This is a genomic window from Burkholderia sp. LMG 13014 (genome assembly GCF_905232215.1).
GTDB lineage: Bacteria > Pseudomonadota > Gammaproteobacteria > Burkholderiales > Burkholderiaceae > Burkholderia.
This window is the reverse complement of record NZ_CAJNKE010000094.1, coordinates 1-15,408: the sequence shown is the minus strand read 5'-3', so window position 1 is coordinate 15,408 and position 15,408 is coordinate 1. Positions and strand designations below refer to the sequence as shown.

The following is a 15,408-nucleotide window of genomic DNA, read 5'->3' as shown; positions in this document are numbered from 1 at the left end:
TTCCTGCGCACGCTGTGCCTGCTCGGCGCATTCGGCTGGTTCGCGCACCTCGGTGCGAAACAGGGCGATGCGACGCTCGCCGCAAACGCGCTGCTGCTGAATTTCCAGACGTTCATGGCGTACGGCCTCGACGGTTTCGCCCATGCGGCCGAGGCACTCGTCGGTGCGGCGGCCGGCGCGCGCGACCGCCGCTCGTTCCGGCAGGCCGTGCGCGTCACGCTGTTCTGGTCGGCGCTCGGCGCGCTGCTGTTCGCGCTCGTGTACTGGGCCGCCGGCGGCTGGATCATCGCGCGCCTGACCGATCAGGCCGAGATCCGCGACGTGGCGCTGCGCTACCTGCCGTGGGCCGCGATTTCCCCGATCGTGTCGGTCTGGGGCTTCCTGCTCGACGGCGTCTTCATCGGCGCCACGCAGACACAGTCGCTGATGCGCGCGATGGTCGCGTCATTCTCGATCTTTGTCGTGGCCACCCTCGCTGCCGTCGGCACGTTCGGCAATCACGGCCTCTGGTTCGCGCTGCTGCTGTTCATGGGCGCACGCGGCGCGACGCTGGCGCGCTACCTGCCGGGGCTGTTGCGGCACATCGGCACCGACGCGCCCGCGGCCCGCGCCTGACAGCGGGCCGAACCGGCCGTTACTGCACGGGTTTCGGCGGCGGCGCGTCGAGCATCGACGGCGGCGTCATGTCGGTCGGCACGCCGTGATAGTCGGCCGGATCTTCCGGCGGATGGCCGCGACGGGCCTGGTGCGGATCGCTGGTACAGGCGGCGAGGAAAGATGCGGCCAGCACGGCCAGCACGAAACGGGTCATCGGGTATGGCTCCGGAAATCGGCGCGCCCATCGCACGCCGGGACCGCGCCGAGTCTAGCGGAAATCGGGCTTCGGAGTCGTGCCGCGCATGTCCTACTATGTACGCATGGCGCTGTGCCGTGGAAAGGAGGCTGCCATGTCGTCTGAAGAAATTGCCGGCCTGATCGGTCTGTTCGTCGGTCTGATGGTGCTCGTCGCCCTGTCGTTCTTCGAGTCGCGCGAATACAAGCGCAGCCATGGCGGCGAAGGGATGATCCATCACTGGATGGCCGAACACCACCTGCTCGACTGGCGGCGCAAGCACTAAGCGCGCCGCTGCCGTCCGGCCCCTCCCCGGGCCGTTCGCGAACGTGCCGTCCCGCGGCACGCTGGCAATCGCGTATCGCCGAAATTAACAGGGTTCGATTCACGCACGTTGGTCAGATGGACCAACGCCGCCGCGCGGCTGAGGCCACGCGACGGCGTTCGCTTGCGCGCGCCCGGAGGCGCGATGCGGTTCGGACGGCTCAGCCCAGGAAGTGGCGGGCGTAGCGCGCGTTGATGTCGGACAGTCGGAACAGCGTCAGGAAATCCGCGCAGTTGAAATCGGGATCCCAGGCCGGTGCACCGCAGATCTTCGCGCCGAGACGCAGGTAACCCTTGATCAGCGGCGGCGGCGCCACGACGGTGCCCGTCTGCAGTTCGTCGACCGGCAGGGCCGTGTGCGGGAACGCGCGATACTCGGGCGCCGTCAGCGAGCCGGCCGACAGCGACTGGTACAGGTTCGCCGCATAGTGGCCGCCGTCGGCCATCGACACGCTCGCGCAGCCGAGCATCGTCTCGTAGCCGTTCTGCATCATGTACGCGCCAAGGCCGCCCCACAGCGCCATGATGACGGCGCCGCTGCGGTAGTCGCTGTGCACGCACGAGCGGCCGACCTCGACCATCTTGCCGCGCAGGTGCGTGAGGCGCGACAGGTCGAATTCGCCTTCGGCGTACAGGCGGCCGACCCGCGCCGCCTGGTGCGGCGGCAGCACGCGGTACGTACCGACGACTTTCAACGTGTCGAGATCGCGAACCAGCAGATGGTCGCAGTACGCATCGAACGGATCGACATCGAGACCGGAGGGGCCGCTGACCTGCGCGCCCATCTCTTCGGCGAACACGCTGTAACGCAGGCGCTGGGCTTCGCGCAATTCGTCTTCGGTACGCGCCCACGCGGCGCGCAGGCGATACTCCGATGTGACGGTTTCAGCAGCGCGCGGCAGGTGGCGCCGCGACGTGTCGAGGGGCAGCGAGGCAAAAGGGAGCGTAGGCGTCGGCAGTTCTCGCATTAGGCTTTCCTGGTCGTAAGGAATAGGACGACATGCCCGCCAATGTAGTAATCGGCCGTGACCGTTATGTGGCACGACCATGTCCTTTCAATGACGTGTCGCCGAATTGACTTTAGCAGAAAGCTTGCGAAACCGTATGATGAATCCCTACAAGGCGCTTCAGGCGGGCCTCACACCAGGTCGGGCGTCAATACCGCCCGCAGCACGGCCTGCCGGCTGCCGTCACGCGTGCGGCTCGCGAGCCACACGATTCCGCCCTTCTTGACGCTCCAGCTGTCATCGTCACCGGCGATCAGCTGTGCGGCGACGCTGCCGAGCGTCGGCTGATGCCCGACGATCACGACCGTCGGCGCGATGCCTTCCGGCCAGCCGGCCGCCGCCAGCACGTCGTCGACACTGCCGCCCGGCGCGAGCGCGTCGACCGTCCGGTACTGGTCGGTCAGCGCCTCGACGGTCTGCACGGTGCGGGCCGCCGGGCTCGCGAGGATCACGGCATTCGTCTCGAGCCGGCCACGCAGCCATTTGGCCATCGCTTGCGCGTCCTTGCGGCCCCGAACGGTCAACTGGCGCGCGAGGTCGCTCGTCGCGTAGTCTTCGGCTTCGGCGTGGCGCCACAGGATCAGGTTCATCATGATGTTCTCCTTGCTTCGGCGAGCGGCTCCGCGCCCATGCGTCCGGGCCGGCCGATTACCGTGCGAATTGTCGCAAATTCGACCGGTTCGCCGCCGCGGCATTTACCCGCATATCGCAATTGACCTGATCATTCATTCAACGCTATACTCTTTGGCTTGTCGGAGCGTAGCGCAGCCTGGTAGCGCATCTGATTTGGGATCAGAGGGTCGTAGGTTCGAATCCTATCGCTCCGACCAAAGGAATCAAGGGGTTACGGTTAAACACCGTAGCCCCTTTTCCATTTCCGGGCCCTTGAAACGTCGATCGGGATTCTCGCCGCGCCTCAATCCATTGTAGGGGTCCATTGAGGCATCGACGCTACAACGCCCGCCTCCGGCGGACACTTTTCGACGGTCAGCGCGAAGCAAACGGCTGACGGCCTTTCGCTTTCAATGCGGCATTGATATCAGCCCGCGTATTCACGGTACGGCCGTTCACCACGCAATCCGATTGCACGGGCCTGGCGCCGGCAGCAAATCCGACACCCCCGAGATTGATCGCCACCCATCGCGGATCACGCTTTTCCAGCGCGAACGTCATGATCCCGGCCTGGTCGTCCGTCAATATCAAGCCGCCGTCCTGATCCGCCAATGCAACGCACAAGAACGCGGCGTCACGGTCCTTCACCAGATCGACCACGACATAGCGATAGTCCTTCAGGTTCGAATTGCTGTCGTTCAGCCGATGGACGGCTGCCAGTATCTGCGCGCGGTCAGGGTCGCTCTTGTCGAGATCGCGGGCATGCGCCGCGGTAACCGAGGTCACGGCCAGGATCAACGCGCATGCGGCATGTGCGGATAGCTTCATCATCGAAAAGGTTCGTGGAAAGACCAGCTGGAAATAATCGAAGTTCGTCTGGCCAGACCGTCGGGTTGCCGACGCGATACGGGCCAACGAGCCGCCCGCAGCCCGCACACGACACGGGCCGGAACACGCGATAATGCGCGTGGACAACCTGCATCCGCGCATGAAAAACAACATTCTCAAGATCGCCCTCTGCGCATCGCTGCTCGCACTGGCAACCTCCGGCTCCGCGTCGGCCAAGGCGCTCGACGACGCGCTCGACTGCCATTCGACCGGCCACAAGTTCGTCGCGCCGCTGCTCGCCGCCGGCGACATCCAGTCGGAGCCGATGCACGTCGAATCGAACTCGGTCAACGCATTCCGCACGAGCCACTCGCTGACGGCGTACGGCTTCGGCGTGTATGTCGTACTCGGATACCAGGCGAACGACCCGATCTTCCGCACGGGCGACGGCACGCCGATCGGCGACTGGGCCTACGGCGTCGTGGTGCGCGGCACGAAGAGCGCGGTGGAAGAAGCCGTGCGCAAGGCAGGCAGCGACGCGACCGTCAGGCAGGCGTTTCCGTTCCTGACCGCGATCGTCTGCTCGTCGGACTAAGCGGCCGTCAGGACGCCCGAACGGCCATCCCGAGGGGCAGCAAGCCCATCCTGCTGCCCGGCCGCTCCCGGCCCCGCCAGCAACCTTTTACGCGCCGGTGTACACCACGCGATACGGGATACCGACCTTCTCCCACTCGGCCGCCTCCTGGCTGAGGCTGTAGTCGGTCAGCGGGTTCTGCTCGACCCACGCGCTCGGCAGGCGCACTTCATAGCCGCCCTTCTTCATCTGCGAAACGGAAATGTCCGGCAGCCCCGCATCGGTCCGACGCCGGCACAGCAATGCCGCGAGCCGCAGGCAGAACAGCAGCGGCCACTCGACCTCGCGCGCCTGCGACAGCTTGCCGAGCTTGCCTGCGTGACCGAGCACGAGCGCGGCGAGGCGCGCCTGGTCGGTACGCGAAAAACCCGGCATGTCCGCGTTGCTCGCGATATAGGACGAATGCTTGTGATACGCGCTGTGCGAGATCGACAGGCCGATCTCGTGCAACGCGGCCGACCAGCCGAGGAACATCCGCCCTTCCTCGCGTGCTTCGTCGTCGGCTTCCTCGAGTTCATCGTAGAAACGCACCGCCAGCGCGCCGATCCGCTCGGCCTGCGCGCGATCGACACCGTAGCGGCGCGTAAAGCCCTCGACGGTCACCGCACGCATGTCCTCGTGCTGCGTCCGGCCGAGCAGGTCGTACAGCACACCGAGGCGCAGCGCGCCGTCGGTCGTATCGACGTAGTCGACACCCAGCTCCTCGAACACCGCAAGCATGATCGCGAGGCCGCCCGCGAGCACCGGCACGCGGTCGGGCTTCAGCGCGATCAGCTTCAGCCGGTTGACGTTCTCCGACTTGATCAGCGCACGCTTCAGGCGCTCGAGGCCGCCGCGCGAAATGCCGTGCGTGATGCCCGGATCGTTGAAGCCGTTCGCCTCGACAAGCTCCGCGAGCGCGCGCGCGGTGCCGGACGAGCCGATCGCCTGATCCCACCCGGCCTTCTTGTACTCGCTTGAGATGATCTGGATCTCGCGCTTGGCCGCGAGTTCGGCCTGCCGCATCGTGTATTCGTCGACGTTGCCGGCCGGGAAGAAGGTACGGCTGTGGCTCACGCAGCCGATATAGAGACTCTCCATCACGATCGGCGTGTAGTGCGAGCCGATGATGAATTCGGTCGAGCCGCCGCCGATGTCGACGACGAGCCGCTTGCCGGCGCTCGCCGGCACCGAGTGCGCGGCGCCCGCATAGATCAGGCGCGCTTCTTCGCGGCCCGCAATCACTTCGATCGGGAAACCGAGTGCCGCTTCGGCCTCACCGAGAAATTCGCCCGCGTTCTTCGCGACACGCAGCGTGTTGGTTGCCACCGCGCGCACATGGTCGGGATGGAAATCGCGCAGGCGCTCGCCGAACCGCTTGAGCGCCTCCCAGCCACGCTCCTGCGACGCCCGATCGAGCATCTTGTCGCTCGACAGGCCGGCGGCCAGCCGGACGGGCTCGCGCAGCGCGTCGACGGGATAGATCTGGCTGCCCGCCGACGTTTCCTCGACGCGACCGACGATCAGCCGGAAGCTGTTCGAGCCGAGATCCACGGCAGCCAGCAAGTGGGGGGTTGTAACCATCAGAAGGGGGCTCCGTGCGCGTTCGCCCGCGGCGGCCGGTGCGACAGCCATGGGCGATCAATCAAAGGCGACATTTTAAGCGTGGAACGCTTGCCATTGCCACGCTTCACGGGCATGCACACTGCTCGTTTGCATATCGTCGAAACATTTATGAGACGAAACGGTTACAGCGTAGAATTTCCCGATATAAATACACCCTTGTCATCAGCACGTCATCGTACCGTGAGAGTTTCCGAGCGTCCTTTCGAATCATCGCCCGAATCACCCCCTACTCTGCCGATGTCCGTCCGTTACCCGCTTCTCAATCGTGAACTCGGCATCCTCGGCTTCAACGAGCGCGTGCTGGCCCAGGCAGCCGATCCTCAAGTCCCGTTGCTCGAGCGCCTCCGCTTCATCTGCATCACCAGCAGCAACCTGGACGAATTCTTCGAAGTCCGGATGGCCGGCCTGCAGGAGCAGATCCGCGACAACCCCGGCGCGCTGACGCCCGACGGCATGTCGTTACAACATGCTTACGATCTCGTCGTCGAACGCGCGCAGCGGCTCGTCCATCGACAGTACACGATGCTGCACGAAACCGTGCTGCCCGCGCTCGAACAGGAAGGCATCTACTTCCATGCGAGCGACACGTGGAACGAGGAGCAGCTCGAATGGGCGCGGCGCTACTTCCTCGACGAGCTGCTGCCGGTGCGGACGCCGATCGGCCTCGATCCCGCCCACCCGTTCCCGCGCGTGCTGAACAAGAGCCTGAACTTCGTCGTCGAGCTCGAAGGCCGCGACGCATTCGGTCGCCAGGCCGTGATGGGCATCGTGCAGGCGCCGCGCGCGCTGCCGCGCGTCGTGCGCATGCCGCACGCGCTGTCGGGCTTCGAGCACGGCTTCGTGCTGCTCAGCTCGTTCATGCAGCGCTTCGTCGGCGAACTCTTCCCGCAACTCGTCGTGAAGAGCTGCAACCAGTTCCGTATCACGCGCAACAGCGAGCTGTTCGTCGACGAAGACGAAATCACGAACCTGCGCGTCGCGCTGCAGGGCGAACTGCCCGCGCGCCACCTCGGCAACGCGGTGCGCCTCGAGGTGTCGGCCGACACGCCGCCGCACATCGTGCGACGCCTGCTCGTGGAAAGCGAACTCGGCGAGAAGGACTGCTATCGCGTGGCCGGATCGGTGAACCTCGTGCGACTGATGCAGATTCCCGATCTCGTCGACCGCCCCGACCTGAAGTTCACGCCGTTCACCGCGTCGACCCCGGCCGCGATCACGAACACGCCGACGATGTTCGACGCGATCGACAACGGCGACATCCTGCTGCACCACCCGTACGAGAGCTTCCAGCCGGTGCTCGAACTGCTGCAGCAGGCTGCGAAGGATCCGAGCGTCGTCGCGATCAAGCAGACGATCTACCGCACCGGCACCGATTCGCCGCTGATGGACGCGCTGATGGAAGCCGCGCGCAATGGCAAGGAAGTGACCGTCGTCGTCGAGTTGCTCGCGCGCTTCGACGAGGAAACCAACATCAACTGGGCGTCGCAGCTCGAAGCCGTCGGCGCGCATGTCGTATACGGCGTGGTCGGCCACAAGTGCCACGCGAAGATGATGCTGATCGTGCGGCGCGTCGTGCAGGCCGGCAAGGCGTCGCTGCGCCGCTACGTGCACCTCGGCACTGGCAACTACCACCCGCGCACGGCACGCCTCTACACCGACTTCGGGCTGATGACGGCCGACCAGAAGATCTGCGAGGACGTCCATCACGTGTTCCAGCAACTGACCGGCATCGGCGGCGAACTCACGCTGCACGAACTGTGGCAGTCGCCGTTCACGCTGCATCCGCGCATCATCGACGCGATCCGCGCGGAGATCGACAATGCACGCGCCGGCAAGCGCGCGCGCGTCGTCGCGAAGATGAATGCGCTGCTGGAGCCGACGGTGATCGCCGCGCTGTACGAAGCATCGCAGGCCGGCGTCAAGGTCGACCTGATCGTACGCGGTGTCTGCGCGCTGAAGCCCGGCGTGCCGGGGCTGTCGGACAACATCACCGTGCGCTCGATCGTCGGCCGCTTCCTCGAGCATCACCGGATCTACTATTTCCACGCGAACGGCGCCGAGGACGTCTATCTGTCGAGCGCCGACTGGATGGACCGCAACCTGTTCCGCCGCGTCGAAGTCGCGTTCCCGGTTCGCGATCGCAAGCTCAAGCGGCGCGTGATCGCAGAAGGCCTGTCGGTGTGTCTCGGCGACAACCAGTCGGCGTGGCTGATGCACAGCGACGGCCACTACCGCCGGCGCCGCGCCGGCAAGACGATCCGCAACGCGCAACTCGGGTTGCTCGGGAAGTTCTGCTCCTGATCCGGCAGCGCGGCGCGAGTCGCGCGCCGCATCGCCATAAAAAAACGCAGCCCGCGGGCTGCGTTTTTTTATGGCGGAGCCGACAGGCCGCCGCTCGCCGGGCGAGCGACGGATGCCTTATGCGTTCATGCCTCGTACGCAGCCGGCCGGATCGCGATGATGCGCGAGCCCGGGAACCGCGCGGTAAACGTGCTGCCGCGCCCTTCCTCGCTCTGCACGTACAGATGCGCGTCGTGCCGCTGCAGCACGTGCTTGACGATCGCAAGCCCGAGCCCCGTGCCGCCCGTATCGCGCGAACGGCTGCGGTCGACGCGGTAGAAGCGTTCGGTGAGCCGCGGCAGGTCGGCGGCCGGGATGCCGAAGCCGCTGTCCGTGACGGAAAACACGCCCTGCGCGCCTTCGCGCCGCCACGTCACGACGATCTTGCCGCCTTCCGGCGTATAGCGAATCGCGTTGGTGACGAGATTCGCGAACGCGCTGAACAGCTCCGTCTGCGCACCGGTGACACCGAGCGTCTCGTCGATCGAGAACGCAATGTCATGATGCCCGTTCGACAGCGTCTGCGCGTCTTCCTTCAGATGGTCGAACACGGCGCGCATGTCGATCGCGCGATCGAGCGGCGGCTTGCTCTCGCCCTCCAGCTTCGCGAGCACCAGCAGGTCGGTGACGATGTGCCGCATCCGCGATGCCTGCTGCTCCATCATCTCGAGATAACGTGCACGGTCTTCCTCGTTCAGCGGCAGCTCGCGCATCGTCTCGAGGAAGCCCGACAGCACGGTGAGCGGCGTCTTCAACTCGTGCGACACGTTCGCGACGAAGTCGCGCCGCATTGCATCGGTACGCTCGAGCTCCGTGATGTCCTGCGTGAGCAGCAACTTGCGGTTCTCGCCATACGGAAACACCTGCACTTCCAGCACGTTCTGCCGCGAATCGCCCATGCCCCGCATCACGAGCGTCTCGTCGTAATGCTGCGCGTTCAGGTAGCGGACGAACTCGGGATGGCGTACCAGGTTGGTGATGTGCTGGCGCAGGTCGCGCTTTGCATCGAGGCCGAAGTGAACCTCGGCGATCGCATTGCACCACTCGATCTGGTCGTGGTCGTCGAGCATCGCGACGCCGTTCGGCGACGCCTGGATCGCCTGGATGAAGCGCGAATGCTGCTGCTCGACCTGACGCACCTGCGCATGCCACTGCTTCGCGAGCTTGTGCAAACGATAGTAGATCTCGCCCCAGATGCCCGGCGCGCTCGGCACCTCGCCATAGACCGGCGCATCGAGCAGACGCCACAGACGCTGCGTATGAAAGGTGCTGAAAAAGCCCTGCGCGACCAGCATCACGACCACGAACACGAGGCCCGCGGTCGGGCCGGCGAAAACGCCGACCAATACGCCGATCAGCACGAGCAGCACGAGCGACACCAGAAAGCGCGCCCAGATGATGTTCATGATTCAGCGCCCGAAAGAATGAACGGCATGCCGTGGCACACGGCATGCGGGGATACGTTACGCGTGCTTGGCGAGCCGGTAGCCGCTGCCGCGCACGGTCTCGATCATCGCATCGCAGCCGGCCGGTTTCAAGGCCGCGCGCAATCGTTTGATGTGTACGTCGACGGTGCGCTCCTCGACGAACACGTGGTCGCCCCACACCTGGTCGAGCAGTTGCGTGCGGCTGTGCACGCGCTCCGGATGCGTCATGAAGAAATGCAGCAGGCGGAACTCGGTCGGGCCGAGGTCGAGCTTGATCTCGTTGCCTTCTCCGTGCGCGGCGACGCGATGCGTGGCCGGGTCGAGGCGCAGCCCGTTGATCGACACGACGTCCTCGGTCAGCTGCGGCGCGCGGCGGCGCAGCACAGCCTTGATCCGCGCCATCAGCTCCTTCGGCGAGAACGGCTTCGTCACGTAGTCGTCCGCGCCGATTTCGAGGCCGAGCACCTTGTCCTGCTCGTCGCCGCGTGCAGTCAGCATGATGATCGGGATGTGCTTGGTCCGTTCGTTGTTGCGCAGGTCGCGCGCGAACGCGATACCGGATTTGCCCGGCAGCATCCAGTCGAGCAGCACGAGATCGGGCAGCACGTCGCTGATCAGGTTTTGCGCCTGTTCGGCGTTGTACGCCCGAATCGGGCAGTGACCGGCGTGCTGGAGATTCACCGAGATCAGTTCGGAAATCGCGGGCTCATCTTCAACGACGAGTATGTTGCTGGGCATCGGCACCTCTATTCTTCCTATACGGAGTCGATTAACTGTTGGCTTCGCGATCGAGCGTGTCGCGCGGCTGGTGCCGCACGTCCGTGCCCTTCACGATGTAGATGATGAACTCGGCAATGTTCTTCGCGTGGTCGCCGATCCGCTCGATCGCCTTCGCGATGAACAGGTATTCCAGGCCGACCGAGATCGTGCGCGGATCTTCCTGCATGTACGACACGAGCTTGCGCACGAACGCACGGAATTCCTGGTCGATTTCCTTGTCGTCCTTGACGATCTGCGCGGCGGCCACCGTATCGAGACGTGCAAACGCGTCGAGCGCGCGGCGCAGGATCGTCACGGCCATTTCGCCCGACACCTTGATCTCGGCGATGTTGACCGTGCGTGCGGCCGGCTCGTCGACCAGGCGGCGCACGCGCTTCGCGATCTTCTCGGCCTCGTCGCCTGCGCGCTCGAGGTTCGTAATCGTTTTCGAAATCGACATCAAAAGACGCAGGTCACGCGCGGCAGGCTGCCTCAGCGCGATGATGTTGCCGCATTCCTGGTCGATGTCGACTTCCATCGTGTTCAGGACTTCTTCGTTCGTGATCACCTTCTCGGCCGCGTCGCGATCGAAATCGTTCAACGCCTGCATCGCGCCGACGATCTGCGACTCGACGAGCCCGCCCATTTCCAGCACTTTCGACGACACGGCATTCAGGTCCGCGTCGAACTGGCTCGACAGATGTTTATCCGACATGGCTGTTGTTCTCCGTCATCAACCGAAGCGGCCGGTGATGTAGTCTTCCGTTTCCTTGCGCACCGGCTTGATGAAGATCTTTTCGGTCTCACCGAATTCGATCAGCTCGCCCAGGTACATGTAGGCCGTGAAATCCGAGCAGCGTGCGGCCTGCTGCATGTTGTGCGTGACGATCACGACCGTGTAGTCGCTCTTCAGCTCCGCGATCAGCTCCTCGATGCGGCCGGTCGAGATCGGGTCGAGCGCCGAGCACGGTTCGTCGAGCAGCAGCACTTCCGGACGGATCGCAATGCCGCGTGCGATACACAGACGCTGCTGCTGGCCGCCCGAGAGGCCGTAGCCGCTCTGGTTCAGCTTGTCCTTCACTTCGTTCCACAGCGCGGCCTTCGTGAGCGCCCACTCGACGCGGTCATCCATTTCCGAGCGCGTGAGCTTTTCGAACATCTTCACGCCGAACGCGATGTTGTCGTAGATCGACATCGGGAACGGGGTCGGCTTCTGGAACACCATGCCGATCCGCGCGCGCAGCAGCGAGATGTCGCGCTTCGTCGTCAGCAGGTTCTCGCCGTCCATCAGGATTTCGCCTTCGGCGCGTTGCTCCGGATAGAGCGCGAACATCTTGTTGAACGTGCGCAGCAGCGTCGACTTGCCGCAGCCCGACGGGCCGATGAACGCCGTCACCTTCCCTTCGGGAATGCTCAGGTTGATGTTCTTCAGCGCATGGAACTTGTTGTAGAAGAAGTTGAGGTTGTTGACCTCGATCTTCGCGTTCAGCGGCTCGAGCGGACGGCCGTGCGCCGCATCTTGCGTGCCGGCGGGCGCTGCGGTGCGCTCGACAGGATTCAGGTGGCTTTCTGCCATATTCATCGGATTGCTCCGCCGTTACTTTTTCGAGAAGATCGAGCGCGCCAGAACGTTGAGTCCCAGCACCCCGAGCGTAATCAGGAACACGCCCGCCCATGCGAGCGACTGCCATTCGGCGAACGGGCTCATCGCGAACTTGTAGATCGTGACGGGCAGGTTCGCCATCGGCTGGCTCATGTCCCACGAGAAGAACTGGTTCGACAACGCGGTGAACAGCAGCGGCGCCGTTTCGCCGGCGATCCGCGCGATGGCGAGCAGCACGCCCGTGATGATCCCGCCGACCGAGGCGCGCAGCGTGATCTTCAGCACCATGCGCCACTTCGGCGTGCCGAGCGCGAAGGCCGCTTCGCGCAGCGCGTTCGGCACGAGCTTCAGCATGTTCTCGGTCGTGCGGATCACGATCGGAATCTGCAGCAGCGCGAGCGCGATCACGCCGGCCCAGCCCGAGAAGCGCCCCGACTTCGCGACGACGATCGCGTACACGAACAGGCCGATGACGATCGACGGCGCGGACAGCAGGATGTCGTTGATGAAGCGGATCGTGCTCGCCAGCAGGTTCTTCTGGCCGTATTCGGCGAGATAGACGCCCGCGAGGATGCCGATCGGCGTGCCGACCAGCGTGCCGAAGCCGCACAGCAGCAGGCTGCCGACGATTGCGTTCGCGAGACCGCCGCCTTCCGTGTTCGGGGCCGGCGTCGATTCCGTGAACAGCTGCAGCGACAGGCCACCGATGCCGAGATGCACCGTTGTGTAGAGAATCCACACGAGCCACAGCAGGCCGAAGGCCATCGCGCCGAGCGACGCGGTCAACGCGATCGCGTTGACGGCCTTGCGCTTGCGCTGCAGGCGGTTGCGCATCGCGTCGAGCACGGCGCCGTCCGGCCCCGGGAAATTCATGATGGGCTCGCTCATTTCTTGCCCTCTCCCTTCTCGAGACGAAGCAGCAGCAGTTTGGAGATGGTCAGCACGATGAACGTGATCACGAACAGGATCAGGCCCAGTTCCATCAGGGCGGACGTATGCAGGCCCGGCTGCGCTTCTGCGAATTCGTTCGCGAGCGCCGACGTGATGCTGTTACCCGGCGCGAACAGCGACACGCTGTCGAGCAGGTTCGTGTTGCCGATCACGAAGGTCACGGCCATCGTCTCGCCGAGTGCGCGGCCGAGGCCGAGCATCACGCCGCCGATCACGCCGGTCTTCGTGTAGGGCAGCACGACCTTCCACATCACTTCCCAGGTCGTGCAGCCGATGCCGTATGCCGATTCCTTCAGCAGCACGGGCGTGACTTCGAACACGTCGCGCATCACCGATGCGATGTACGGGATGATCATGATCGCGAGGATCACGCCCGCGGCGAGGATGCCGATACCGATCGGCGGGCCGGCGGTCAGCGGGCCGAGAATCCACACGTCCTTGAACAGACGGCCGAGCGGCTTCTGGAAATATTCCGCGAAGATCGGCGCGAACACGAGCAGGCCCCACATGCCGTAGACGATCGACGGAATCGCGGCGAGCAGCTCGATCGCGATGCCGAGCGGGCGGCGCAGCCACACGGGCGACAGCTCGGTGAGGAACAGCGCGATGCCGAAGCTGACCGGCACGGCGATGACGAGCGCGATGAGCGACGTCACGATCGTGCCGTAGATCGGCACGAGCGCGCCATAGATGTCCGAGTTGGGATCCCACTCGGATTGCCACAGGAAGCCGAGGCCGAACTTCTGGATGGTCGGCATCGACGCGATGATCAGGGAAACGATGATCCCGCCGAGCAGCAGCAGGGTCACGATGGCGGCCAGCCGTGCAAGACCGCCGAATACGACATCCCCGAGGCGGCTCGGCGCGCGTTGCTGCGCAACGTCGGCGGACCGTGAGGACGTATAGGAAATATCAGACATGGGTGCCTGCTTTTGATTGCCGGACGCCGTAACGCCCGGCTTTACCGCACACACTGCCCGACCTGCACGGCCGGGCAGCGAACCGCTGCAATACTTACTCGGCGGCGACCGACTTGCCCGAAGCGTCCGTCACCTTGGCCTTCCACTGCTTGCGGATTTCCACTTCGACTGCCGGCGGCAGCGAAATGTAGTCGAGGCTGTCAGCAGCCTTCTCGCCGTTCTTGAACGCCCAGCTGAAGAACTTCAGCGTTTCCGCGCCCTGCTCCGGCTTGTCCTGCTTCGCGTGCAGCAGCACGAACGTCGCGCCGACGACCGGCCATGCTTCCTTGCCCGGCTGGTTCGTCAGGATCTGGTAGAACGACTTCGACCAGTTCGCGCCAGCAGCGGCTGCCTTGAACGTTTCCGTCTTCGGCTCGACCACCGTGCCCGTCGAATTCTTCAGGGCCGTGTAGACCATGTTGTTCTTCTTCGCGTACGCCCATTCGACGTAGCCGACTGCGCCCGGCAGACGCTGCACGAAGGCTGCGACGCCGTCGTTGCCCTTGCCGCCCGTGCCCGTCGGCCAGTTGACCGTCGTGCCTTCGCCGACCTTCGACTTCCACTCGTCGTTGACCTTCGACAGGTAGTTCGTCCAGATGAAGCTCGTGCCCGAACCGTCAGCGCGGCGAACCACGGCGATGTCCGTGTCCGGCAGCTTGACCTTCGGGTTCAGCGCGGCGATCGCCGGGTCGTTCCACTTCTTGATCTTGCCGAGGTAGATGTCGCCGAGCACCGGGCCCGACAGCGTCAGTTCACCGGCCTTCACGCCCGGCACGTTGATGACCGGCACCACGCCGCCGACCACCGTCGGGAACTGGAACAGGCCTTCCTTCGCGAGCTCGTCATCCTTCAGCGGAGCGTCCGAACCGGCAAAATCGACCGTCTTCGCGACGATCTGCTTCAGGCCGCCCGACGAACCGATACCTTGATAGTTGACCTTCGCGCCGCCGGTCTGCTGGTAGTCAGCAGCCCATTTCGTATAGATCGGCATCGCGAACGTGCTGCCTGCGCCCGTGATGTCGGCAGCGTGAGCGGCGACGGCGAAAAGCGCGCCAGCCAGGCCGGCAATCGCGGTTTGCATCAATTTCATGAGACCTCCAGTGTGTGAGCGGATGACTACGGCACCGCGAAGGTTAGGGGCTCCTCATGACGGTAATGTGACAATCGATGAAACTGGCGTGACAGTAACATGACTGGTTGAAAGGGAGTAGCAGGTGCGGCGCGCGCGGCGCCCGGACGGCGCCGGAGCGGCGTTGGCGGCAAGAATTGCCGGCCAGGAAGGGACGGGATGACGACCCGTTTCACATGGGCGCGAGCGGATGGTAGCGCAGCATCGGCGGGACGGAAAGCACCACCCGTGGCTCACCCGATATCAGGGGTCTGACGATTTTTCGACCCCGGCATGCGGTGATCGATGCACGCTTCTTATAGGTAGCGCAAACCTTTGCGTCTGACGAAATCGCGGCGCCCCGAAGGCGCCGCATGCCGGTTCACCGGGGCGCCGGCGCGCGGGCACTTGGCCGCCTG

General features: G+C 64.7%; 16 protein-coding genes and 1 tRNA gene. 5 read left to right on the top strand and 12 right to left on the bottom strand.

The window, feature by feature from the left end; translation table 11 throughout:
• Nucleotides 1-615: MATE family efflux transporter (locus JYJ84_RS13190; protein WP_275890719.1), on the top strand; the 615-nt coding region annotated here is incomplete at its 5' end.
• 19 nt (nucleotides 616-634) lie between these two features.
• Here the strand turns inward: JYJ84_RS13190 and JYJ84_RS13185 are convergent.
• A complete protein-coding gene (locus JYJ84_RS13185; RefSeq protein WP_164462558.1) occupies nucleotides 635-811 on the bottom strand; it encodes a hypothetical protein in 177 nt (58 codons plus the stop codon).
• A gap of 136 nt (nucleotides 812-947) precedes the next feature.
• On the opposite strand from JYJ84_RS13185, the gene JYJ84_RS13180 reads away from it, so the two are divergent.
• The gene (locus JYJ84_RS13180) at nucleotides 948-1,118 is read left to right on the top strand and encodes a hypothetical protein (protein WP_164462557.1); all 171 of its coding nucleotides are present in this window, start codon (nucleotides 948-950) and stop codon (nucleotides 1,116-1,118) included.
• A gap of 199 nt (nucleotides 1,119-1,317) precedes the next feature.
• On the opposite strand, the gene JYJ84_RS13175 is transcribed toward JYJ84_RS13180, so the two are convergent.
• Both JYJ84_RS13175 and sixA read right to left on the bottom strand, forming a co-directional pair.
• On the bottom strand, nucleotides 1,318-2,124 hold the full coding sequence (locus tag JYJ84_RS13175; RefSeq protein WP_011351620.1) for a GNAT family N-acetyltransferase: 807 nt from the start codon (nucleotides 2,122-2,124) through the stop codon (nucleotides 1,318-1,320).
• 170 nt (nucleotides 2,125-2,294) lie between these two features.
• Nucleotides 2,295-2,756 (bottom strand): phosphohistidine phosphatase SixA, encoded by a 462-nt coding sequence (sixA, locus tag JYJ84_RS13170; protein WP_122945001.1) that lies wholly within the window; start codon nucleotides 2,754-2,756, stop codon nucleotides 2,295-2,297.
• A 160-nt stretch (nucleotides 2,757-2,916) separates the two neighbouring features.
• Here sixA and JYJ84_RS13165 point away from each other — a divergent pair.
• Nucleotides 2,917-2,993: transfer RNA gene (locus tag JYJ84_RS13165), tRNA-Pro, on the top strand.
• A gap of 157 nt (nucleotides 2,994-3,150) precedes the next feature.
• Here JYJ84_RS13165 and JYJ84_RS13160 read toward each other — a convergent pair.
• Nucleotides 3,151-3,606, bottom strand: a complete 456-nt coding sequence (locus JYJ84_RS13160; protein WP_122945000.1) for a hypothetical protein — start codon at nucleotides 3,604-3,606, stop codon at nucleotides 3,151-3,153.
• Nucleotides 3,607-3,763: 157 nt separating this feature from the next.
• On the opposite strand from JYJ84_RS13160, the gene JYJ84_RS13155 reads away from it, so the two are divergent.
• Complete coding sequence (locus tag JYJ84_RS13155; RefSeq protein ID WP_122946640.1) at nucleotides 3,764-4,198, top strand: hypothetical protein; 435 nt, start codon at nucleotides 3,764-3,766, stop codon at nucleotides 4,196-4,198.
• An 87-nt stretch (nucleotides 4,199-4,285) separates the two neighbouring features.
• On the opposite strand, the gene ppx is transcribed toward JYJ84_RS13155, so the two are convergent.
• Nucleotides 4,286-5,800, bottom strand: a complete 1,515-nt coding sequence (ppx, locus tag JYJ84_RS13150) for an exopolyphosphatase (protein ID WP_043182302.1) — start codon at nucleotides 5,798-5,800, stop codon at nucleotides 4,286-4,288.
• Nucleotides 5,801-6,079: 279 nt separating this feature from the next.
• Here ppx and ppk1 point away from each other — a divergent pair, with 279 nt between their 5' ends.
• Nucleotides 6,080-8,143, top strand: a complete 2,064-nt coding sequence (ppk1, locus tag JYJ84_RS13145) for a polyphosphate kinase 1 (protein ID WP_205189213.1) — start codon at nucleotides 6,080-6,082, stop codon at nucleotides 8,141-8,143.
• A gap of 125 nt (nucleotides 8,144-8,268) precedes the next feature.
• Here ppk1 and phoR read toward each other — a convergent pair whose 3' ends face one another.
• From phoR to pstS, 7 genes are all read right to left on the bottom strand, one after another.
• Nucleotides 8,269-9,588, bottom strand: a complete 1,320-nt coding sequence (gene phoR / locus JYJ84_RS13140) for a phosphate regulon sensor histidine kinase PhoR (RefSeq protein ID WP_175221327.1) — start codon at nucleotides 9,586-9,588, stop codon at nucleotides 8,269-8,271.
• Nucleotides 9,589-9,645: 57 nt separating this feature from the next.
• Nucleotides 9,646-10,347 (bottom strand): phosphate regulon transcriptional regulator PhoB, encoded by a 702-nt coding sequence (gene phoB / locus JYJ84_RS13135; protein WP_043182296.1) that lies wholly within the window; start codon nucleotides 10,345-10,347, stop codon nucleotides 9,646-9,648.
• Between the two features lie 31 nt (nucleotides 10,348-10,378).
• Nucleotides 10,379-11,083: a phosphate signaling complex protein PhoU gene (phoU, locus tag JYJ84_RS13130; RefSeq protein ID WP_175221326.1), complete on the bottom strand. Its 705-nt coding sequence runs from the start codon at nucleotides 11,081-11,083 to the stop codon at nucleotides 10,379-10,381.
• A gap of 18 nt (nucleotides 11,084-11,101) precedes the next feature.
• Entirely contained in the window at nucleotides 11,102-11,950 is an 849-nt protein-coding gene (gene pstB / locus JYJ84_RS13125) for a phosphate ABC transporter ATP-binding protein PstB (protein ID WP_069247653.1), read from the bottom strand.
• 15 nt (nucleotides 11,951-11,965) lie between these two features.
• Nucleotides 11,966-12,859: a phosphate ABC transporter permease PstA gene (gene pstA / locus JYJ84_RS13120; protein WP_122944996.1), complete on the bottom strand. Its 894-nt coding sequence runs from the start codon at nucleotides 12,857-12,859 to the stop codon at nucleotides 11,966-11,968.
• The gene (gene pstC, locus JYJ84_RS13115) at nucleotides 12,856-13,842 is read right to left on the bottom strand and encodes a phosphate ABC transporter permease PstC (RefSeq protein ID WP_031400991.1); all 987 of its coding nucleotides are present in this window, start codon (nucleotides 13,840-13,842) and stop codon (nucleotides 12,856-12,858) included. The genes pstA and pstC overlap by 4 nt, the downstream gene beginning before the upstream one ends.
• 94 nt (nucleotides 13,843-13,936) lie before the next feature.
• Nucleotides 13,937-14,971, bottom strand: coding sequence for a phosphate ABC transporter substrate-binding protein PstS (pstS, locus tag JYJ84_RS13110; RefSeq protein WP_122944994.1), 1,035 nt, complete (start codon nucleotides 14,969-14,971; stop codon nucleotides 13,937-13,939).
• Between the last annotated feature and the right edge of the window lie 437 nt (nucleotides 14,972-15,408).